Source organism: Ruegeria sp. SAZD013 (assembly GCF_059612525.1).
In genome coordinates this window covers 33,085-53,710 of the sequence record NZ_JBXWQT010000018.1, presented here as the reverse complement: position 1 = coordinate 53,710, position 20,626 = coordinate 33,085, and the positions used below count along the sequence as shown (strand labels likewise).

27 protein-coding genes and 1 pseudogene are annotated in these 20,626 nt (G+C 58.6%); 15 read left to right on the top strand and 13 right to left on the bottom strand.

Annotated elements, in window-relative coordinates:
* Window positions 1–50 precede the first annotated feature (50 nt).
* On the bottom strand, window positions 51–782 hold the full coding sequence (locus AC2FLU_RS04575; RefSeq protein ID WP_496809049.1) for a Crp/Fnr family transcriptional regulator: 732 nt from the start codon (window positions 780–782) through the stop codon (window positions 51–53).
* A 155-nt stretch (window positions 783–937) separates the two neighbouring features.
* Here AC2FLU_RS04575 and AC2FLU_RS04570 point away from each other — a divergent pair, with 155 nt between their 5' ends.
* Window positions 938–1,174 carry a hypothetical protein gene (locus AC2FLU_RS04570; protein WP_480606776.1) on the top strand — a complete coding sequence of 79 codons (237 nt, stop codon included), beginning with the start codon at window positions 938–940 and terminating at the stop codon, window positions 1,172–1,174.
* Window positions 1,175–1,191: 17 nt separating this feature from the next.
* Window positions 1,192–1,392 carry a hypothetical protein gene (locus AC2FLU_RS04565; protein WP_496811882.1) on the top strand — a complete coding sequence of 67 codons (201 nt, stop codon included), beginning with the start codon at window positions 1,192–1,194 and terminating at the stop codon, window positions 1,390–1,392.
* 57 nt (window positions 1,393–1,449) lie between these two features.
* Here AC2FLU_RS04565 and AC2FLU_RS04560 read toward each other — a convergent pair whose 3' ends face one another.
* From AC2FLU_RS04560 to AC2FLU_RS04525, 8 genes are all read right to left on the bottom strand, one after another.
* A complete protein-coding gene (locus AC2FLU_RS04560; RefSeq protein ID WP_496809051.1) occupies window positions 1,450–1,668 on the bottom strand; it encodes a hypothetical protein in 219 nt (72 codons plus the stop codon).
* Between the two features lie 83 nt (window positions 1,669–1,751).
* A complete protein-coding gene (locus AC2FLU_RS04555; RefSeq protein WP_268952749.1) occupies window positions 1,752–1,883 on the bottom strand; it encodes a hypothetical protein in 132 nt (43 codons plus the stop codon).
* Between the two features lie 380 nt (window positions 1,884–2,263).
* Window positions 2,264–3,283, bottom strand: a complete 1,020-nt coding sequence (hflC, locus tag AC2FLU_RS04550; protein WP_496809052.1) for a protease modulator HflC — start codon at window positions 3,281–3,283, stop codon at window positions 2,264–2,266.
* Window positions 3,280–4,347, bottom strand: a complete 1,068-nt coding sequence (gene hflK / locus AC2FLU_RS04545; RefSeq protein WP_496809053.1) for an FtsH protease activity modulator HflK — start codon at window positions 4,345–4,347, stop codon at window positions 3,280–3,282. The genes hflC and hflK overlap by 4 nt, the downstream gene beginning before the upstream one ends.
* Before the next feature lie 75 nt (window positions 4,348–4,422).
* Window positions 4,423–4,914 (bottom strand): hypothetical protein, encoded by a 492-nt coding sequence (locus AC2FLU_RS04540; RefSeq protein WP_496809054.1) that lies wholly within the window; start codon window positions 4,912–4,914, stop codon window positions 4,423–4,425.
* Window positions 4,915–4,930: 16 nt separating this feature from the next.
* Window positions 4,931–5,389 (bottom strand): hypothetical protein, encoded by a 459-nt coding sequence (locus tag AC2FLU_RS04535; RefSeq protein ID WP_496809055.1) that lies wholly within the window; start codon window positions 5,387–5,389, stop codon window positions 4,931–4,933.
* Window positions 5,390–5,397: 8 nt separating this feature from the next.
* A complete protein-coding gene (locus tag AC2FLU_RS04530) occupies window positions 5,398–5,784 on the bottom strand; it encodes a hypothetical protein (protein WP_496809056.1) in 387 nt (128 codons plus the stop codon).
* A 38-nt stretch (window positions 5,785–5,822) separates the two neighbouring features.
* Window positions 5,823–6,089, bottom strand: a complete 267-nt coding sequence (locus tag AC2FLU_RS04525; RefSeq protein ID WP_496809057.1) for a hypothetical protein — start codon at window positions 6,087–6,089, stop codon at window positions 5,823–5,825.
* A gap of 350 nt (window positions 6,090–6,439) precedes the next feature.
* Here AC2FLU_RS04525 and AC2FLU_RS04520 point away from each other — a divergent pair, with 350 nt between their 5' ends.
* The 3 genes from AC2FLU_RS04520 to AC2FLU_RS04510 all read left to right on the top strand — a co-directional run bounded on the left by AC2FLU_RS04520 (window position 6,440) and on the right by AC2FLU_RS04510 (window position 7,767).
* Window positions 6,440–6,859, top strand: coding sequence for a hypothetical protein (locus AC2FLU_RS04520; protein ID WP_496809058.1), 420 nt, complete (start codon window positions 6,440–6,442; stop codon window positions 6,857–6,859).
* Window positions 6,856–7,254 (top strand): hypothetical protein, encoded by a 399-nt coding sequence (locus tag AC2FLU_RS04515; protein ID WP_496809059.1) that lies wholly within the window; start codon window positions 6,856–6,858, stop codon window positions 7,252–7,254. The genes AC2FLU_RS04520 and AC2FLU_RS04515 overlap by 4 nt, the downstream gene beginning before the upstream one ends.
* 324 nt (window positions 7,255–7,578) lie before the next feature.
* Window positions 7,579–7,767, top strand: coding sequence for a hypothetical protein (locus AC2FLU_RS04510; protein ID WP_496809060.1), 189 nt, complete (start codon window positions 7,579–7,581; stop codon window positions 7,765–7,767).
* Between the two features lie 58 nt (window positions 7,768–7,825).
* Here the strand turns inward: AC2FLU_RS04510 and AC2FLU_RS04505 are convergent, their stop codons facing one another.
* Window positions 7,826–8,560, bottom strand: a complete 735-nt coding sequence (locus AC2FLU_RS04505) for a Crp/Fnr family transcriptional regulator (RefSeq protein WP_496809061.1) — start codon at window positions 8,558–8,560, stop codon at window positions 7,826–7,828.
* 154 nt (window positions 8,561–8,714) lie between these two features.
* Between AC2FLU_RS04505 and AC2FLU_RS04500 the strand changes: the two genes are divergently transcribed.
* The 3 genes from AC2FLU_RS04500 (at window position 8,715) to AC2FLU_RS04490 (ending at window position 12,217) form a co-directional block, all read left to right on the top strand.
* Window positions 8,715–8,957: a hypothetical protein gene (locus AC2FLU_RS04500; protein ID WP_496809062.1), complete on the top strand. Its 243-nt coding sequence runs from the start codon at window positions 8,715–8,717 to the stop codon at window positions 8,955–8,957.
* 273 nt (window positions 8,958–9,230) lie between these two features.
* Window positions 9,231–10,196: a fatty acid desaturase gene (locus tag AC2FLU_RS04495; protein ID WP_496809084.1), complete on the top strand. Its 966-nt coding sequence runs from the start codon at window positions 9,231–9,233 to the stop codon at window positions 10,194–10,196.
* Window positions 10,197–10,417: 221 nt separating this feature from the next.
* Entirely contained in the window at window positions 10,418–12,217 is a 1,800-nt protein-coding gene (locus AC2FLU_RS04490; protein ID WP_496809063.1) for an SLC13 family permease, read from the top strand.
* Here the strand turns inward: AC2FLU_RS04490 and AC2FLU_RS04485 are convergent.
* The 3 genes and pseudogenes from AC2FLU_RS04485 to AC2FLU_RS04475 form a co-directional block, all read right to left on the bottom strand.
* Window positions 12,214–13,152: pseudogene (locus AC2FLU_RS04485) on the bottom strand (Na+/H+ antiporter NhaA); the annotation flags it as partial. The gene AC2FLU_RS04490 and the pseudogene AC2FLU_RS04485 overlap by 4 nt on opposite strands.
* A 54-nt stretch (window positions 13,153–13,206) precedes the next feature.
* Complete coding sequence (locus AC2FLU_RS04480; RefSeq protein WP_496809064.1) at window positions 13,207–13,410, bottom strand: hypothetical protein; 204 nt, start codon at window positions 13,408–13,410, stop codon at window positions 13,207–13,209.
* Window positions 13,411–14,064: 654 nt separating this feature from the next.
* On the bottom strand, window positions 14,065–14,994 hold the full coding sequence (locus tag AC2FLU_RS04475) for a LysR family transcriptional regulator (RefSeq protein WP_480481453.1): 930 nt from the start codon (window positions 14,992–14,994) through the stop codon (window positions 14,065–14,067).
* Between the two features lie 105 nt (window positions 14,995–15,099).
* Here AC2FLU_RS04475 and AC2FLU_RS04470 point away from each other — a divergent pair, with 105 nt between their 5' ends.
* From AC2FLU_RS04470 to AC2FLU_RS04440, 7 genes are all read left to right on the top strand, one after another.
* Complete coding sequence (locus AC2FLU_RS04470; protein WP_480481455.1) at window positions 15,100–16,059, top strand: tripartite tricarboxylate transporter substrate binding protein; 960 nt, start codon at window positions 15,100–15,102, stop codon at window positions 16,057–16,059.
* A 73-nt stretch (window positions 16,060–16,132) separates the two neighbouring features.
* Entirely contained in the window at window positions 16,133–16,603 is a 471-nt protein-coding gene (locus AC2FLU_RS04465) for a tripartite tricarboxylate transporter TctB family protein (protein ID WP_496715808.1), read from the top strand.
* 5 nt (window positions 16,604–16,608) lie between these two features.
* Window positions 16,609–18,123: a tripartite tricarboxylate transporter permease gene (locus tag AC2FLU_RS04460; protein ID WP_496715807.1), complete on the top strand. Its 1,515-nt coding sequence runs from the start codon at window positions 16,609–16,611 to the stop codon at window positions 18,121–18,123.
* Window positions 18,116–19,213, top strand: a complete 1,098-nt coding sequence (locus tag AC2FLU_RS04455; RefSeq protein ID WP_496715806.1) for a lyase family protein — start codon at window positions 18,116–18,118, stop codon at window positions 19,211–19,213. The genes AC2FLU_RS04460 and AC2FLU_RS04455 overlap by 8 nt, the downstream gene beginning before the upstream one ends.
* A 102-nt stretch (window positions 19,214–19,315) precedes the next feature.
* Window positions 19,316–19,762 carry a DUF2141 domain-containing protein gene (locus tag AC2FLU_RS04450; RefSeq protein WP_480481464.1) on the top strand — a complete coding sequence of 149 codons (447 nt, stop codon included), beginning with the start codon at window positions 19,316–19,318 and terminating at the stop codon, window positions 19,760–19,762.
* 1 nt (window position 19,763) lies between these two features.
* Window positions 19,764–20,357: a TetR/AcrR family transcriptional regulator gene (locus tag AC2FLU_RS04445; protein WP_480481466.1), complete on the top strand. Its 594-nt coding sequence runs from the start codon at window positions 19,764–19,766 to the stop codon at window positions 20,355–20,357.
* Entirely contained in the window at window positions 20,354–20,605 is a 252-nt protein-coding gene (locus AC2FLU_RS04440) for a hypothetical protein (protein WP_480481468.1), read from the top strand. The genes AC2FLU_RS04445 and AC2FLU_RS04440 overlap by 4 nt, the downstream gene beginning before the upstream one ends.
* The last annotated feature ends 21 nt before the right edge of the window (window positions 20,606–20,626 follow it).

Here is a 20,626-nt window from a genome sequence, read left to right as displayed (position 1 = left end):
CGCGTTGGAGATGTAAGCAGGATCGTCCAAAACCAGATTGTAAGACCCAATCAGGCCAGAAGCGGCCGCTTCTGATCCAGATACGCTGGATCGAAATCCGCCAGTTTAACCAGACCCTCATAGTTATTGAACGTCACAAACCCATCCCGAAATGTAACCAACTCGTCCTCCCTGAGTTTGCGCAGGACGCGGTTGACGTGAATGGCGCTCAATCCCAGCGCATCGGCAAGATGGTACTGTGTGAGCGGGCAGTCATAGCCTTTCTTGCTGCCCATCCCCACAAGCGACAGCCTGACTCCAAGTTCCAGTAGGAAATGTGCCATGCGCGCATCCGCATCACGCCGCCCAAGCCCGACAAGATGTTCGACAACCATCGCTTCGTCGCGTGACACGGCCCATAAAATTGCAGTGGCAAGCCGAGGTGTCTCTGCGAAGGCTTGCAAAAGATCGCTCGCCAGAACCTCGGCGGCTTCGATATTAACAATCGGCTCAATGCCATGGTCTGAAGTGTGCAACAAAACGCTGCGCAGCCCAAGGAAATCCCCTGGAATCTGGAAATCGACGATTTGGCGTGATCCGTCAGGCTGAATCTTATATGAAACAACCCAGCCTGCGGCGAGGATATAGGCAGCCTGTTCCGATTGTCCCTGATGAACAAGATCTCGGCCAGCCTCAAAGGTTCTCCTCCGCTGGTGCAATTGTTCCAGAACGGCCAGTTCCGCCTCGGCCAAGGCAACAAATGCCGAGAGTTTCTGTGTTAGCGGGCTGGTGTTGGTGTTCATCGTTGGATTTCCCCGAGCCTGCAAAGACTCTACGAAGAATTTGGTATTGAGGCTACTTTCGATCAGTCCAAAATACCAAAACTCATGTGACAATAGAAAAACCATCACCACCTCGCCTGGTCACGACCCCAATGACTTTTAAATGAATGACCCCAATGTCAGACCACCAAGATCCCGCAGGCATGGCTGCACTCTCGATCTGCGAGGCTCTTCTACTTGCCTTAAACGATCTCAATCTTCTTCACGAACGTGAGATCGTCGGGGTTTTGCGCGATGCTGCCGTGACTCACGAGTGTGCCAATGGTTCGGAATTAGAGCTAGAAACCCATTCGGCAGTCGCCAAATTGATCAACGAGATTATTATCAGCGGTAACTTCTCGCTCCAATCTTAGATCACGCGGCCGGGTACTTGTACGTCCTGTTGTTCGCGTTTCTACCGACGATGCTCCTCGCTGCAATTGCTGGCATGTGGTTCTTTTACCTGCAGCACCAGTTCGAGGATACCAGTTGGCAGCGGGAAAATGATTGGAGCATTCAGGATGCGGCGCTTGAAGGCAGTTCACACTATGCACTGCCCGGAATGCTGAGCTGGATCACCGGGAAAGTCTGAGTTCACCATGTTCATAATCTGGCCAGCCGTATCCCGTTCTATCGTCTTCCCGAGGTCCTACGAGGTCATGACGTCCTTGCCAACACCCGGCGCATCACTCTCCGCGATAGCTTGCGCTGCACAAGCCTCGCGCTCTGGGACGAATCCGAACGCATCGTTATAGTGAGGTATGGAACAATCCGGGAATGGATCAGAAACTTCGGAAACCAAATTGCGAAACATGCCAAAGCGGCGCTCCAATGGCCTTCGGATACCATGGGCCGGAGTTGCGGCCATTGCCCATGTCTCCATCCCTTCCTGAAGACGCGAATCCTGCACGCTCCGCCTTGGTTGCAATCTTCGTCTTGCGACTATCGAAATTACTTTTTCTTACTCCCTATCTTGACCGGCTTCTGACCCTTTGAGAAATCGGCCGTCGCCACGATTTTTTCCTTTGCTTTCTTTGGCTTTTTAACTTCGCGGTTGCCGCGCCTCTTGTCACCTTTCGACATCTGAATTCCTTTCAGGTTGGTTTCTCTCAATACGTTTGCATGTCACAGACCGACCGACTGCATTGTGATGGTCTCGTAGTTGGGTCAAAAGACCTGCGTCACGCCCTCAAGGGTCCTAAATCTGATGCAATTCCAGAACTGTATGCGTACCGATAAGACGCGGGGTGATTTCAACGGACAAACTGGACTTTTGCGTTTGCGGCGGATGCACGTGCCGAAAACCCAAAACTTTGAACCTATTAAACGCGGATGGTGTGGATGGCGTCTGCTCCCAAACACCGCGTTTGCGGCATCGGGTGTCGGTCGCAATCTGGCGTTCGGCGCTTCGCGTTTCGTCTAAATCCACCGGTTCTTCCGTCATCTCTTTGTTCTCCGATTCATCAGCGTTCGGCCGCAGCCGTCAGGCCGGGACAGGGAGAAGACGTGCTCTCGGCCGGCTCTCCGGCCTCCATTCCTCTCAGAAACCTGAAAAGTTCGCTATCGGTTGTCAGGACCAGCGTCGTTCCGCCTGAAATCATGTCCTTGTAGGCCTGCATTGTCCGGGTAAACGCATAGAATTCGGCTGCTTGGGCGTCGATGTTGTAGGCATTTGCGTAGATCGCAGCCGCCGAGGCGTCAGCCACGCCGCGGATTTCCTCGACGGCGCGATACGCTTCAGATTGTATCTTGTTCAGATCGCGAACCCGGTTGCCGCGAATTCGCGCGGCTTCGCCATTGCCTTCGGAAAGAAAACGTTCAGCGATCTGGCGACGCTCGGAGATCATGCGGTCATAGATCTTCGGACGCACACTCTCATTGTAATTGATCCGCTTGAAACGGATATCGAGAAGCTCGATCCCAAATACACGAACCTTCTCTGAGGCGGCTGCGAAAATCTCCTGTTCCACAAGAGCGCGGCCTTTCTGGATAGGAACCAGAGAACCTATGTCCTGCGCACGCTCCTCATCGGTTAGAAGCGTGTCCCGCAGCGGGATCCGGCCTTTCGTAGTCCGGATAATCTCTATCAACTCGTGTTTGGCGACGGCATTGCGGGTTTCGCTGCCGAGAATATCGTCTAGTCGGGATTGCGCGCTGCGCTCATCGCGCAGCCGCAGGAAATATTGCAATGGGTCGGTGATTTTCCAGCGGGCGAAAAGATCGACGGAGATGTAGAGCTTGTCCTTGGTGGGCATGTCGGACGGATTGCCATCCCACTCAAGAACCCGGCGGTCGATCCGGTTGACTTCCTGAACGATGGGCAGCTTCAGCTTTAAACCGGCCGTTATAACTGGTTCTCCCACGGGTTTGCCGAATTGGGTGATAATAGCCTGTTCGACTTCGCCAACTGTGTAGAGGGAACCGGAGGCAATCACGCCAACTGCAGCCGCAATCCCTGCAATGAGACCCAGTCTGATGTTCATGACGGATCCTCCTGAAGCCTGTCGAGGTTCAAAAGCGGCAGGATGCTCGCAGTCGATCCTTCGACAATGATTTTTGACAGGATTGTGGGCAGAACATCCTGCAGTGTCTCTATGTATATCCGCCGCCTCGTGACCTCTGGTGCCTTGACGTATTCGGCCAAAAGCGCGGTGAACCGCGCGGCGTCGCCTTCCGCCTCGTTGATCCGTTTCAGGCGATAGCCGTCGGCCTCGCGGATCCGCTGATCTTTCTCGCCCTCGGCCAGCGGAATGACTTTGTTATATTCGCGGCGCGCCTCATTGATCAGGCGTTCCTTTTCCTGCTGGGCCTGGTTGACCTCATTAAACGACGCCTGAACGGGTCCCGGCGGGTTGATGTTTTTCAGCTGCACCTGGTCAATGCTGATGCCCATGGCGTATTTCGTGGACAGAGCCTGCATCTTAAAAAGTGCCTCGCTCTCGATCTCTTGCCGGCCGATGGTGATGACCTCGTCAACCGTGCGGTCTCCAACGACCTCGCGCATCACGGACTCAGAGACGTAGCGCAAAGTCGCGCTTGGCTCGCGTACCTCGAACAGGAACTTCAGGGGGTCCGAGATCCGATACTGCACCACCCATTCCACAAGCGCGGCGTTCAGATCTCCCGTAACCATTTCGGTTTCACGTCGGCCGTCTGACGGGCTTTGGAAGGGATCACTCCTGCCCGGCGTGGTGAATCCGAATTCCTGCTTCAGCTGCCGTTTTACGGGCACCAGTGTGGCAACGTCGATGCCAAACGGGAATTTGAAATGCAGGCCAGGCGGAACCTCAGCAGTGTATTTGCCGAAACGCTGGACAACGGCGACCGAGTCGCTCGGGACTGTGTAATAAGAAGACCAGGCTGCAACCGCCGCCAAGACTATCGCTCCTGCAACCAGTACCCCTCTCACTGGCGGCCGCCCTTCAGGGAGTAATCCGCTCAGGCGGTCGCGGCCTTGACGAAGAAGATCGTCAATCTCGGGAGGATTGCTCTTCTGTTTGCTTTGCCATGGCCCACGGTCTTCCGGGCCGCCGTTCTGTTCGGGCATATCGTTTTCTCCCTTGCTCGTGCGAACCGGCACCCGGCGCAGACTCTGGCGGTCCGCGGGGTGGATCCACGTGTCTTATTCCCTCTGTGTCGGCATTCCTTCGTTCTCCGCAGCCTGTATTTGTGAGTTTTCTTGTGGCGATGTACCTGCTGTATCCGCATCCCGTGCCTCTTTGTCCGCCTGAGATGCGCGCCCGCCCGCGTAGAGATGCCGAAGCTGCATCTCGGAAACACCGTCGGCCTCCATCACCAGCCGAACCATCGGGTCTGCCAGCATTTCTTCGAGGAAAATTTCGGCCAGATCTTTTCCGGTCAGCTTGTCCTTTGCCAGGGCATCATCGAGGTCGGCCAGTGAAACCGCCAAGGTTCTCGTCAGGCCGGGGTGGGATGCCCGAGAATGCAGTCTCACCGCTACAGATGCTTTCCAGGCTTCCGGGTGCAGATGGTCGGGCGGTGAACACAGTTCCGTTTCAATATCGTACTCTCCTGCCGGAAGCGTCTCGTCGAAGCCAGGCACACTGAAAGGCCGGGCGAAAACCGCAATGGACTTTCTGACTAGCTCGTTCATAGGAGAAGTCCTCTCATCAAAGCGACAAGCGCGCCAAAGCTGCGGCTGCCAGAGCAATGCCCTTGTCGTGGTAGTCTCCGTGGAACACGCCATCCACCTTGACCTCCCAAATCCCATTCCTCTCTCTGACACAGACACGATCAGCTTGCGCAGTGGGATAATAGGGGTGTGCCGAAGTTTGTCTCTTTTCCGGTTGGTGCAATGGCTTAACGAGTACGCTGGAGCTCACTGTCTTTGGCAATTGCGTTTCTCCAAGGGCCATCACGGCGCGAATAAACTCCTCCGCGTAGTCATCCGCGTTCCGGTGGTCATGCTCGTGCCGCACCATGGCCATCGGCTCAACAAAACGCTTCTTCAGGTGCTCAAGAAAACGCGGTTCCGTGTGCGACATGTAAGCAATGAGCGACTGGAGAACCCGTTCATGGGCTAGAACGCGCCGTTCAAGATCGGTTGTTTCAGTCAGTTGTGGTGACATGGCGCTGCTCATCCTTCAGTGATCGTGTTTTCCGGACGCTCCGGTGACTTGTCTACGTCAAGGGCTGCAAGGCAGGCTTGCGCGATGTCCCGGTTCGGGGTCTCTGTGCCTGGTACCGTCGCCCAGCCAGCCGCCATGAGGGCCTCTCGCTGCCGGAAGGTAGAGGCTGCCCGGATCGCCGCCATCTTGGCAGCCCGTTCCGGATCGGATCGGGCCATGTCCAGACAGACTGGCACCAATGCGGTGGCAACATGTTCACGGGCCATAGCCACGGACCTGTCGTTCGAGGTTCGGCCGGTTACCCAGCCGCCCCAAGAAAATCCAGCTACACTGACAAGTACCGCGCCGATGACGGCGCCGTAGAGGCCGGGTTTAAGCCATTCGGGAGTGTTCATCGTAGTTCCTCCAGCGGCAAAGCGCCGCCTCGCTATCTTCAGATGTCATATTGAATGCCGCGGCCAAGAGCCTTTTCCAGGTCGGTCCAGGAAATTGGCCGCATTTCTGTTCGGCCCAGCGAACGCCCTTTGCCGTTTATGGTCAGGAAAATCGCTGTTCTGCGGTAAGCCGGGAAACTCAGCGTCTCGATAAGTTCTTCCTCAACCAATACTTCGTATTCACCGGCAGGCAGCTCGTCCGAATATCCGGATAGGGTAAACGGGCGCGGGAAGGTCACGGTGGATCTGATTGAACGCAGCGCCATCTCCGGTCTCCGCGATGTATACGTGCCTTCCGCACTGCCTTGGCTGCAGCATACCGATTGCACAGTGGCAACCGAACTTTACGGTCATCATACTTATATCCCAGAACCGGGCGGTACGCGCTGACCCATGTTAGCGCCGCCGGGACCCGGGCCGCGCTGGCGAACCCTGGAGCTGCCCTGATGTTTGACTTCAGAGGTTTGGACACCGGCTGATCTGCATCAGCGCGTACTCCAGGCGACGCGGGTATGATCGAAACAATCCGAAACATTTTGATCTTGCCAGAGGAGGCCCCGATCAGTCGGCACGTTCGCTCCCAAGGTCCGAAAGCACTGAAAAGGAGGAAGTGGTGATGCCCGCAGGTGGCATTCTTTACCCGCACAGCCCTGAGTTCGATCGGTTTTTGCAAGCCTTCGTTGGTGAGGACCGGAAAGGCAATGCTGTTACGGTACTTTCGGCCCTTGCAAGGCTAGAACTCGAACCTTGGGAAGAGGCAGCCGCGCTTGCCGCTTTGGAGGAAGAGGCCGCTGGTTCGCGACTGGAGATGCTGTTGTCGCAATTCCGTGACGTGCCCGAACTCAAACAGGATTACAGATCGGTCGCGCGAGAACTGACCCGTCTTCTTCCCAAACGCCGCAAGCGTTTAAGGGCTGTTTCTGGTGGTGTGGAAAACCGGCCGGCAAATTTGTCTGGATTGATTTGGGTGGTACTGACGATCTTCTTTCTGATTGTGCAATTAATACTCGCGGGCACTCCGGGAACGGGCCAATGACCTTGGGCAAAGCACAGGACGGCGATCGCAGGCAGGGCGGTCTACCCGGTCATGACAATGCAATCCTCTGGGATCTGGAGGCGCGGCACTGGACCAGCGGCGCGGACAGCGCTCGCACGGTGACTGCAAAAAATGCAGTGATGATACTTCCCTATCCGCCAGGCATCCTTCAGGGCGGACAGATTCTGGAGCATATGAAGAAAAACACGGGCTGGCGAACCGTGGAAATGAAAGACCGCAGCCAAATCCGGCAAGGAGCCATTGCCGTGCTCGCCTATCGCGTATTCGCTGAAAAGTCGGGTTCACCAATCTATGAGGCGCTCTGCGCGTCCACATATTTTCTGGACAACGGTCGGTGGCTGCGGCTGTCACATCAGCAAACCCCCACCACCTGACTCCAGCAGGATGAATCTTCACCTTGGGGCGAAACCTCTAACGAACTTATTGACATGTGAACCGGCCCCTGGGGTCTGGATTCAGAACCAGAACTTGACCACTACAGCCGATGCCCAAGCGGACAGTACAACTTTCGAGTGTCCCAGGCTAACCTGCGTCAGTGCAGCGGAGCGGAGAAGATGAGTACATATATTCGTGCCTGCCGAATCTCCGGCGGCACTCAGTTCCGAGCGAAATAGAAGCGCGTGAAGCGTGCGGTTCTTGAAACGAGCCGCATTGCCCAGCGTCTCCTACTCTCGGAATGTCCAGGAAAGGACATTCTAATGACACCTGAACAAACCAATGCCACCGAGAAGATGACCTCGGTCAAAGCAGCTTGTGACAAAGCGCCTGCCGGTCCCAGAAAGGATCGGGCGCTGGAACACTACCAGGCTGCCGAGAAAGCGCACGAGGCGAATAACTACGGCGAGACGAACAGGGAACTCGACGCGGCTGCAAAAGCGATTAGCTGACTTATCTCGTCTTAGAAGAAAATCAGGCCGCCCCAAGTTTAGCGAAGGGCGGCCTCCTTCATTTCAAAAGTGGGTCGGTCTGATCCAGATACGCCAGATCGAAACCCGAAAAGCCCACCAATCCGTCATAGTCGTCGAACGTCACGCGGCCGTCCTGAAAGGTCAGCAGACCGCTTTCGCGAAGCTTCCGCAAAACACGGTTCACATGGACAGCGCTTAGGCCGAGTGCATCAGCAAGATGATACTGTGTCAATGGGCAGGCGTACCCTTCCTTGCTCCCCATTCCGACCAACTTCAGCCTTGCCCCCAGTTCCAGAAGAAAATGCGCCATGCGCGCATCCGCGGCGCGTCGGCCAACTCCAACGAGATGCTCGACCACCATGGCTTCGTCCCGTGATGCTGCCCAAAGAAAGGCTGCCGCCAGGCGAGGGGTTTTCGTGAGTGCATCCAGAAGGTCGTCCGCCAGAACCTCCACCGCCTGAATGTCCGTGACCGGCTCGAAACTGTGGTCGGAGGTGCGCAACAGCACGCTGCGCAATCCAAGAAAGTCCCCTGGTATCTGGAAGTCCACAATCTGGCGGGTTCCGTCCGGCTGAAGCTTGTAGGAACAAACCCAGCCGGCAGCCAGAATGTAAGCGGCCTGATCAGACTGCCCCTGATGCACGAGATCACGCCCCGCCGTGAAGGACCGGCGGCGCAGATGCAAACGCTTCAAAACGTCCAATTCGTCGTCAGACAAGGCGACGAAGACTTGCAGCTTCCGTGTCAGCGGGCTTTCTAAGATATCCGTCATCAGGGCCTCTCAAGCCGGAAAAGCTCCAGACGCAATCGTGCAGAGACTGCTTTCGGTTAGCCCAGCTTAGCCTTTTTTCTGCGAAGATGCTTGTGATAAGCGAGGCCGCCCGGTCGCGCGCTACTTTAACCGTTACCTGGAAGGAAGCCATAAAATGCGTAGCGAGCAGGACTTCTCGGGAATGGCGGCCCTCGCAATCTGCGAGTCCATGCTGCTGGCGATGAACGATCACAAGCTCCTCGCTGAACGCGAGATCATGGGCATCCTTCGCGATGCTGCAAAGACGCATGAAAACGCAGCTGCAACTGATGGAGAGATAGAGGCGCATCGGGCCGTGGCGGTTCTCATCAACCGGATCATTGCTGGCGGGAACTCCGTTCGGAGGCCGCCGGGATGACACATAATTTCAGCGAGATAAATATCGTCCATGCCGTTTTCGTCCAACTTGAATAATGCACGGGGCCAACAGCCCGGCCAGCAGGACATGCCGGGCGGCATCCAACCTGACAAGCAGAATGCCGGATCTGCATCGACCGCGCGGCAAGCGCGGGTCCAGCCAGGACCCTTGCCCGTCACGGGTGGGGCACCCGGCGCGGGATACCCCTCCGGTGTAACCGGTCCGAGACAGGAAGAGGCGCAGCTGACCGCATCAGACTGGACACGAACCCTGATGAAGTACCGGCAGCCAATCCCCTCCCGCAGCATTTTCGAACTGACGGTCACGCTCGTGCCTTTCGTGGCAATATGGGCGGTTGCCTGGTGGGTGCTCTCGATCAGCACCGTGTTGGCACTGGCTCTCGCGTTGGCGAATGCAGCCTTCCTGCTCCGGCTGTTCATAATCCAGCACGACTGCGGACATGGTTCCCTGTTCCGCGACCGGCGTCTGTGCGATTGGATCGGTCGCGTGATCGGCGTTATCACGCTGACACCCTACGACGTCTGGCGCAAGACCCACGCGATCCACCACGCCACGAGCGGAAACCTGGACCGGCGGGGCATCGGAGACCTGCCGGTGCTGACAGTCAGAGAGTACCGCGGGAAGGGATGGCCCGGCCGTACGCTTTACCGCCTGTTACGCCATCCGGTTTTCCTGTTCGGGGTGGTGCCGTTTTACACGTTCTTTCTGCACAACCGGCTGCCCGTCCATCTGATGCGGTCCGGCTGGCGCTACTGGTTGAGTGCGATGGCGACAAACGCTGCCATAGGCCTCACTCTGACAGTGATTGTCTTGCTGGGCGGTTGGGAGGTAATGCTGTTCGTCTTCCTGCCGACGATGCTTCTGGCCGCAATAGCCGGCATGTGGTTTTTCTACGTGCAGCATCAGTTTGAGGAAACCAGCTGGCGGCACGAGGAAGACTGGAACATCCGGGACGCGTCCCTTCACGGCAGTTCGCACTACGCTCTGCCCGGCATCCTGCGCTGGATCACCGGGAACATCGGAGTCCACCATGTGCATCACCTGGCCAGCCGCATCCCGTTTTACCGTTTACACGACGTAGTCAAGGATCACGACGTCCTGGCACAGACCAGACGCATTACGCTTTGGGAAAGCTTCCGCTGCGCGCGACTGCACCTTTGGGATGAGAAAAGCCGCAGATTGCTGTCGTTTGCAGAGGCCCGGGCACTTCCCACCTGAGCCTTGCGTAATATTGCCACTGGTCAGTGAATTGGTGCGTTGGATAGGAAACTGGGAGCATCTCAATAGGCCATTTGTCGCTCCACGGACGGCCACGTCTGTGCCAGTTGGGTTTCTTTCTGAGCCAGTATTGTCGGGACAATTGGGCTGATTATTCAGTTGTCGCTCTAGTCAGGAAGGTGGATGCTGCGACCGGCATATCGTCAGCGGCAAAGGTATGAATGAAGGAGGGCGGACTGATTGATCTCATCGCCGACTATGAACCCTATCTTGCGCTCGCAATTGTCATCCTTCTGTTCGCAGCATTTCTTTCCGAGCGCTTCGAACCGGACGTAACCGCTGCGGGGGCCGCCGCGCTGTTTGTCGTCTTGGGGTTTGTCCCCACGAATGAAGTTCTGGCAGCGTTTTCGAACCCTGCACCCATAACGATCGCCGCGATGTTCGTAATCAGCGGCGCGCTGGTCCGAACCGGGCTTCTCGACGCACTTGCGAACAAGGTTGTCGCCGCAGGGAGCAAGCGCCCGGTCGCCGGTATAGCGGCGTTTCTCATCGCGACGCTAGTCGCCTCGGGTCTGATTAACAACACGCCGGTCGTCATCGTCCTCATACCGGTGGCCATTCGTTTGGCGCAGAGCCTGGGCTTTGCTGCGACACGCCTGTTGATTCCGCTATCCTACATGTCCGTCCTGGGCGGGACGTGTACTCTGATCGGCACGTCGACCAACCTTCTGGTGGACGGCGTTTCCCAGGCGTCTGGCTTGGAACCGTTTTCAATTTTCGAGATCACACCGGTCGGTCTGGTGGCCGCGGCCACAGGCGGTGTGGCGCTCCTCCTGCTTGGACCTGTCCTGCTGCCAGACCGAAAGGATATTTCGGAACAGGGCGGCGACGATGAAGCGACTTTTTTGACCGAGGTACGCCCGCAAGAGGACTACCCGAATATTGGTCGAACGATTCATGAAATCGCCGCCTTCAGCCGAAGAGGTGTTGAAATCGTCGGCATCCGTGCGCGTTCTGGAGTCAAGAGAGAGGGATTTAGTGAACACATACTCGAACCGGGCGACAGGATCATTGCCAAGGTTGCGACATCAGAACTGCTCACCCTCAGGAAACTTGAAGGGATCGAAGTCGGGTTGCGCCAGGGGCCAGCGGCCGAAAACACCTCGGAGCTAATCGTCGCCGAAGCTATCGTGACGCTTTCACGCCGAAGCCGTGGAGTGCGCATTGCCCAGCTTGCCATGGGGCACCGATACGGCATGCGTGTTCTTGGCGCCCACCGACATGGGGAAGTGCTTGGACCCGACCTGTCGACGGCGCTTTTGCGCCCCGCCGATACACTGCTTTTGGAAGGAACGCCTGAAGGCTTTGCCCGAATGACCGAGGCGGGCGATCTTGCCGCGATCACGGATGCCGGGGGGCGCGCCTTCCGCCGCGGGAAAGCGCCGCTAGCTCTGTTCACGCTTTTCGCGGTTGTGGCGCTCGCTGCAGCCGGGTTCGCCGAGATCAGCGTGCTTGCCCTTGTCGCGGTCGCTGCCATCCTCGTGCTCCGGTGCATCGACAGCGGCGAAGCCTGGGCGTCCATCGACGCCAGCGTCCTTGTGCTGATCTTTTCCATGCTAATCGTCGGCAGCGGTATGCAGAATGCAGGAGCAGTCAACCTGATCGTGGAGACATTGGTGCCGACTCTCGTAGAGTTGCCCCTAATTGTTACGCTCGCTGCGATCTACATACTGTCTTCGGCGCTCACCGAGGCGGTTACCAACAACGCCGTTGCCGTCGTCGTTACACCTCTCGCGATCGGTGTTGCGGAACAGCTCGGTGTCGACGCCAAGCCGTTCGTCGTCGCTGTGATGTTTGGCGCAAGTGCAAGTTTCGCCACTCCGGTCGGCTATCAGACCAACACATTGGTATATGGCGCTGGGAACTACAAGTTTTCCGACTTCCTCAGGATCGGCGTTCCGATGAATCTTATCGTCGGCGCAGCCGTGGTTGGGGTGATCCCGGTATTCTTCCCATTCTAGGGTACCCGGTCTTGTTCTGCGGTGCTTGTGGCGCTTTTTGTGCGCGCTGCGTGAATTGTCAGCAGGAGCAGCATGAGGATCCCGGCCGTTGCGGCAATAGCTGATCCTGAGAGAATTCCAAGCTTTGCGGCGTTCAGCGTCGCCGGATCGAAGGCCAAGCCCGCTATGAACAGCGACATCGTGAAACCGATTCCAGTTAGAAACGAGCCGGCCAGAATTAACGGCCCCGACAAGCCCGGCGCTAACACTGCCAGGCCTGATCGGACAGCTAGCCAGCTGAACCCGAAGACGCCGATCGGTTTTCCTAACACCAGGCCGACAATTATCGCCAAGGAGACCGGTTGTTCGAAATCGGCACCCTGAACCGTGATGCCGGCATTTGCCAGCGCGAAAATCGGCATGATTGCAAAGCCGACCCAAGGGTGCAGCATTGTCTCGAGCCGTTCGACTGGCGAGAGTGCCTCCGTGACCGCTCTGCTTGCTTGACGCAGGTTATGGCGGGTTGCGGTATCTCCCTGCTGCCGATCGCCGGCCGGAACGGCGCGTAGGCGTCCAAGGATTGCATGCAGCCGGGCATCGCTTACCCAGATGCGCGTCGGCGTCATAAGGCCCAGAATGACCCCTGCGATGGTCGCATGAACGCCGGAGGCATCGATGCATAGCCAGACTGCCGCACCGAGAAGAAAATAAACCGGGACACTTCTGATCCCGACGCGCGAGGCGCCTGCGACGACACCAATTCCCAGCAGACCCAAACCGAGCGCCGACCAGTTCAACGCTTCCCCGTAACCGAAGGCGACGACGAGAATTGCGCCGACATCGTCAAAAATGGCCAGAGAAAGAAGGAACAGACGCAAGGTGGACGGGATCCGCCTTCCAAAAAGCGCCAGGCATCCAATCACGAACGCCGTATCGGTTGCCATCACGGTTCCCCAGCCGTGCGCCCCGGGCTAGGGCTTATACCATAGGCCGGCGTTGACCCTCTCTAATTAAGACCCAGCGTTCGAGACCTCGAAGTGGGTTTTCACCACGCGTAACAAGTGCTCAAAATCACCCGAGACGGCTTCCACCAGGAATGTCTGAATTCTGGATTGCTCGGCTCCGGCTGTTGCGGCTGCGTTCTGGCAGCGTGCCAGCACTTCAAAGGCATTGGCGTTTGTTCTGGGCAGGTCGATGGTGGCAAGTTTTTTCATGTCAAATCCTCATGTAGAATACCGAGCAACAATCGCAGGCCAAAATTAATCTCAGGTATAAGATGTGGGGATTTTGGCCTCGTCCAACGAACTCTCCAGATTTAATTCGAGTCGCGATTACAGGCTCAACAGCAAATGATCCCGATCCAAAACGGCCGTACGTTCAATAAGCAGCAAATAACGGTGTTGAGCCCGCAGGAGACCAAGAGATTTTTCGCGCGCTCGCTCGCTGCTATAAGATAGCCGGGGCCGCAGCATCAGCGTCAGGGTGACAATATCCGCCAGCAAGAACGGCCCTGAACGGCCGTTGGACGACGAGTATAGGCGCAGCGGTGCGGCCCGTCAGAAGAGACATTCGCTGCGACGTCGAAATCTGATGCTGGGTGAATTCACACACTGCGGACCTTCCAGACCTTGAGGTTTTCGCATACTGCTGTCGCAGAAAGACCCGTGCAGTTGCAGCATCACGCTCGTGGCGCCGCAGCAGATTTCCCGTTTCCGGCCATTCACCCGTGCAGCTTTGGCCAATATCCATACCGACCATTCGCTGCAGGCTGATCGTGCGATTGAGGCGCGCAACAAACCGATCTTTGTGAGGGAAAAATCAACGGCGAGCGCGATTTTGTCCCATTCATGGCTCCGGTGAAATTCAGCTCAACCATTTTGCCTGCGAGTTAGGCTGTGCATGGTTTGGCTTGAGGAGCACACATGGTCGACGTGCAGGGCCAGGATCTCCCTAAAACAGTCTGCGGCCTCGTTGGGCTTTTGCACCTTAGGGAGTAACAAACCAAACGTCATCCATCTCTCGGGCTCGATTGGAACCACAGAAACCCTGCATCGAAACGGGTGGGCAACCATCTCATCCGCAATCGTGATCCCAGCACCTTCCGCGACCAGAGCGCAGGCCAGCTGCGATGCAGAAACTTCGTGCGTTTTGCGCGGCGTCACGCCTGCCGAATTGAATGTGTCATCCAACTGATCGCGCAGCAGCAGCCCATGCATCAAACGAATGACGGTATCGTTGGCGAGCTGATCGGCGGTCACTTGGTCTGCATCCGACAACGGATGGTCCTTCGGCAGAATGGCCAATGCCCGGACCCGGACCAGCGGTGCCGTCCGAATATCAGGATGGCTGACCGGAAGGGCCGCGATGCCGATGTCGTATTCCTGCCCGGCCAGCCATTTTCCAGCCTCGCGGCGGGCGCGCACATCGAGGGTCACGTTTACGTCAGGGTACGCTTGAATGAACTGCCCGACAGCGGGCGCAGACAGGAATTGGGCAATCCGTGGCATCGTCACGATCCTGAGGCTTTCGGTCCGGCCCGCCCGGATTTCCCCTGCAATCCGGGGAATCTCGTCAAGATTGTCGAGGATGCGCCCGGCCTCGCGGTAGAACGCAATCCCTTCTGTGGTGGGGGACAGGCTGCGCCCGCTGCGGTCAAACAGCCTTAGTTTCAGTTCAGCTTCCAGACCGCTGATCAATCGGCTGATGGCAGGCTGGCTCAGATGCATGACCTCAGAGGCGGCGGCGACGGAGCCTTCGGAAAAGGCATAGCGGAAGGCGCGAAGCGCTTTGATGTTCATAGCCTCGACTCTTTACTATTTTGCAGTATTAGATGCTATCTTTGCAGAAATCGCAATCCAAGCGCCTGCTAGAAAGGCTGCGTCACTATTTTTGGAGGAGCCCAAATGAAACGCAGAGCATTCCTTGGTGCTGTTACAGCTGCGGCGGCGCTGGTCGCGACCGCCACTGCCAGCCACGCGGCTGACTGGCCAAAACGCCCCATCAACCTGGTCGTGCCTTACAAGGCCGGGGGCGGGACAGACGCCTATGCGCGTGCCATCTCTGCCGCCGCAGAAGGTGTGCTGGATGTGCCGGTTGTCGTCGTGAACAAGCCCGGCTCGGGCGGGCTCAATGGCGCCAATGCCGTGGTCGGGGCCCGGCCTGACGGATACACGATGATGATGACCTCGGGCGGGTCGTTCCTGCTGTCGACCATGACGCGCGACACCAAAATCGACGCGCTGGACAGCTTTGATTTCGTGGCGCAGGTTGGTCAGTTGCGCACGTCTCTCATGGTGCCGACGGGCAGCCCCTATCAGACCGTGCAGGATGTCATTGACGCGGCAAAGGCAGATCCTGGTTCGCTGCGTTGGGCCCATTCCGGTCGCGGTGGATTCCACCATGTGGGCGGTCTCGGCTTCCTGGCCAATAACGGGATCGAAGCGCAGGATGTCCCATTCAAAGGCGGCGGCCCAACCCGTGCGGCCCTGATCGGTGAGCAGGCCGATTTCGGCTTCCTTGGGGTGCAGCAGCTTCGTGGATTTGAAGAGCAACTGCGCGCCCTGGCCGTCAACAGCGCTGACCGCGACACGATCATGTCCGATGTTCCCTCCTTCGGAGAGCTGGGCGTTCCCTTCGCCGCCGTGTCGTCTCCCGTGATCGTATTCGCGCCCAAAGGCACACCGACCGAAGTCATTTCCGCCATGGAAACGGCACTGGCCGAGATTGCCGCCAAGCCGGAATTCGCCGAGCTTCTGGCCGAACGCGGCACCGGCCCGGTCTACGCAAGTGGGGCAGACGCCAAGGCCACATTGACCGCAATGAAAGCGGATGCCGCTCCTTTGGTCGAGACCTTGAACAACTGAGCCGGGCGGTGGTCTGGCCGGCATCAGCTCCGGCCCGGCCATCCCATCTCAACTATTTCCGAAGGAGGACGCCATGCGGGATATGGTCGAAGGAATTGTACTCGCGCTATTGTCTCTGATCGCGATCTGGGGCGCCTGGCAGGTCCCTGCCGCAAGCCCCGGCGACACCTGGGCCGGGGTCGTGCCATTCGCTGCCTCGGTTGCCCTTCTGGCGCTTTCAGGCCTGTTGTTGTTCAGCGGGATGCGCGCCACGCAGACAGGTCACGACGTTGCCCAAGAACGTGACACCGGCACGCTCGACATCCTGATCCTGTTTGCGGTTGCGCTGATCTATCAGCAATCCTTCCGCTGGTTTGGCTATGTCCTGCCCACGGCAATTGTTGCTCCGGTGGTTCTCTACATCTTCGGTGTCCGCAACTGGATCGGGCTGGCTGTATCCATGATCGCCTGCCCGCTCATCTTCCACATCATCTTCTTCGAGCTGCTCGGTGTCTTCCCGCCCTATGGCGAGGTGTTCGACCTGCTCGACTGGTTCCGGGGGTAAACCTAATGGAGATCTTTCCCGCCCTTCTGTCGGTCATCACCGATCCGACGCTTCTGTTCGCCATCGTTCTGGCTGCTGCCGTCGGCATGATCGTCGGCGCCACGCCCGGCCTCACCGCCTCCGCGGCCATCGCAATGCTCCTGCCCATCACCTTCTACATGTCGCCACTGTTTGCGCTGGCGTTCCTCTATGTGATCGGCAAATCCGGGCGTTATGGCGGCTCGGTTGCCGCGATCCTGTTCAACACGCCCGGAACGGCGGCAAGTGCCGCAACGCAGATCGACGGCTATCCGCTGGCCCGCGCCGGCAAGGCCGGAAAGGCGATGAAGGTCGCCACAATCTCGTCGGTCATCGGTGATTTCATGGGTGATTTCATGCTCGTGATCGGCGTAGGGTTCATCGCCGCCATCGCGCTCAAGCTCGGCCCGCCCGAAACCTTCGCCATCTATTTCGCAGCCTTCGTGGTGATCGGGTCGGTGATCGGAAAATCGGTCACCAAGGGCCTGATCTCGGCCCTGCTCGGCATCCTCGTGGCCATGGTCGGCCTCGATCCGATCTCCAGCGAGGAACGGTACACGTTCGGTTCGTTCGAGCTGTCGAACGGCATCGGCCTAGTCCCGCTCATGATCGGTGTCTTCGTGCTGGGCGAGGTCTTTGCCCAACTCGAAGAGCGCAAGAAGGCAAAAGGCGAGGTCCGGGAAAACGAAAGCGATCCCACCGGGCACAGCCTCACTTACGAAGAATACAAACCCTGCATCCCGCACGCCGTCCGGGGCGGGTTCATCGGGGCGGGGATCGGCGTTCTGCCGGGGCTCGGCTCGGCCATCGCGGCCTTCATCTCCTACGGCGAGGGTAAGCGCCGCGCCAAGAACCCCGAGCAATGGGGCAAGGGCGCATTGGAGGGCGTCGCCGCGCCCGAGGCCGCCAACAACGCTGTGTCCGGCCCGTCGATGGCACCGCTTCTGACCCTCGGCATCCCGGGTTCGACCATCGGGGCCATCCTGCTGGGCGTCTTCCTGATCCACGGCATTCAGGTCGGCCCCACCCTGTTCCTAACGGACAAGGAACTGGTCTATCAGCTCTTTGCCTGCGGGATGTTGGGGATCCTTGCCTACGGGGTGATCGGCTATTTCGGCGCCACGCAGGTCGCGCGCCTGATCCTGAAAGTTCCGGTCAACGTGCTCTACCCGCTGATCTTCATGACCGCCTTTGTCGCCGCCTATTCCGCCCGCGGTTCGATGTTCGACGTGACCGTCATGACCGTGGCCGGTTTCGTGGGCTGGCTGATGCGCAAGTTCGACTTCAACGTTGCGGCGTTCGTGATCTCGTTCGTGCTGGCCAAGGGGGCCGAGGAAACGTTCCGTCAAGCATTGCTGATGTCCGATGGCGGCGCGCTCATCTTCATCGAACGCCCCATCGCCGCCGGTTTCCTGCTGCTCGGGCTCGTCGCCATGGGCTTGCGCATCCGGTCGATCATGAAGGAACGCCGGATCGCAGAGGGTGGGCTGGACGATGCTTGATTACCGAATCTACCGCAACTGCTTCTCCTCCGCCGAAATGCGGAGGATCTGGTCCGAGCCTGCCACCATCGCCGCCTGGCTGAAAGTCGAACAGATCCTTGCCCGCTGTCAGGCCGATCTGAAACTGATCCCCGATAACGCGGCTGCGGTGATCGAAACTGTCGGCGTCTCCGATCTGGACACCGAAGCGCTGGCCGCCGAGATGGACCTGGTCGGCCGCCCCATCGTGGGGCTGGTGAAACAGCTGCGCGCGTTGGCGGGCGAGCACGGGTGCCACGTTCACCACAGGGCCACCACGCAGGACATCATGGATACGGCCACGGTCATGCAGATGAAGCTTGGCCTTGCGGAAATTGAGACCGGCACAACCCGGCTGATCGGTCTGCTGGACGGCCATATCCGCGCCCACCCCTCGACCGTGCTAATGGGGCGCACCAATGGTCAACACGCCGTTCCCGTGAAATTGGCAACCAAGCTGACCGTCTGGCGCTCGGAGCTTGTGCGGCGCAACGAGGCTTTGCAGCAAGCCGCTACCCGAGGTCTCAACGTGCAGATCGGCGGCCCGGTCGGAGACCTGCGAGGTTATGAGAACGGATCCGGAGAACGGATCAAATCCGCTGTTGCGGAACGTCTCGGCCTTGGCGTTGTCGAGCCGCATTGGCAGAACGCCCGCGATAGCATAGCGGATATCGTCGCTGCGCTCGGCGTCCTTTGCGCCTCGCTCTGCAAGATTGCCCACAATATCAACCTGCTGTCATCATCCGACATTGCCGAGGTCTCCGAAGATCATGTCAACGGCAAGGGTGCGTCCTCGTCCATGCACCACAAGCGCAATCAGCGGGCTTCCGAATTCATGGAAGCAGTCTCCCGCCTTGGCCGGCAGCAAGCCGAACAGATCGGAGAATTCACGCTGCATGAACATGAAAGGTCGGGCGGTGCCTGGATCGGAGAATGGGTGATCGTGCCCGAGGTGTTCCTGCTCACCTCCGGGGCTTTGCACTGGGCTCAGGCACTGTTTGAGGGGCTGACCTTCCATCCCGACATGATGGCGGAGCGGTGCCGGGCTTCGGTCGCTGAGCCAGCCGTCTGATGCGCTGGCGCTGCCGCCGCTTTCTAAACATTTGCTGTCATCATTGACAATCAACTCGCATCTCCCTAAATGCTGTCAAAGATGACAATTTAAGGTGACCCGATGCGATCTTTCAAACTCCCCTCAGCCGCTGGCCTTGCCGCAGCCCTCGGATGCGGGGCGCTCGCCCAATCGCCCGAAACCGCTCCCCTCTCTGTGACCGTCGACGGGCTTCGGAACGGGAACGGCGCGGTGATCGTGGCAGCCTTCGATCAGGCCGAAGCCTTTCAGGCGATGGACATGACCAAGGCCGCCGCGATGGCCCTTGTTCCGGCCGCAGGCACTAAGGTCGCGGTCACCTTTCACGATCTGCCGCAGGGGGCTTATGCCTTTGCCGCGTTGCATGACGAAGATCTGGACGGCGACCTGGACATGAAAGGCGAAGTGCCGACCGAGGGCTACGCCTTTGCCGCCATGGGGCGCCGCGGCTTGCCGTCGAAATTCGAGGATGCGGCGGTTACCGCTGGCGAGGCCGCTGTATCGACATTGCGGCTGAAATACTGGAACTGACATGGTTGGGCGTCCTTCAAACCGCGACGAACGCTATGCGCAGGTGATGCAGGCACTGGTGCGATGTGTGGCACGCTTTGGATTAGAGGGCGCCTCTCTGACCCAGATTGCAGCCGAGGCCGGGCTGACCCGCCCGCTGATCCGGCACCATCTGGGCAATCGCGAAGAAATGATTGCGGCGCTGCAGGACTATGTTCTGCACAGCTTTGCCGAACAGACCGAGGCCCTGATCGAAGCCCTGCCGCCGGACGCGGCCGGTGCGGCGCTGGTCGATCTTCTGTTTGCCGACACCGCCGGGTCGTCCCCGGATATGGTGCTGGCCTTCGCTGCGCTGACAGCACGCGCTGCCGAGGACGCCGACCTGCGCGCCGCCTGCCGCGAGTCCATGCTGGGCTTCGAGGCCGCGATCACCCAAGTGCTGCGCAAAGACTACCCGCAAGCCGACCATCACGCCGTCGACGCCGCGGCCCATGGCATTATCGCGCTGTATCTGAACGTGGCGTCCCTGGCGCCGCTGAGCATGCCGCAAGACTGGACGCAAACCGCCTACACCCTCGCGCGTAACCTGCTGGAAGGATTGAACGACCCATCATGAATCAGACCCGCGCACTCAACTACGTCGCCTTCGCCGCGCTGATGATCACGACGGCACTTGGCTATCAGTCGCTCTGGGGGCTGCTGTTCCTCTACTGGACGGTCCAGAGTTACCACACGGGCTATGCGTTCCTGCTGTCGGACGTGACGCGCGAAGAAGACCCGGTTCTGTACTGGCTGATCCTGATCGCCTGGATCGTCTTCTGCATCCTGCTGGTGATGGCCGATTTTCTGCCCGGTTGGGGCTGATACCATTCTTAGGAGTACTTG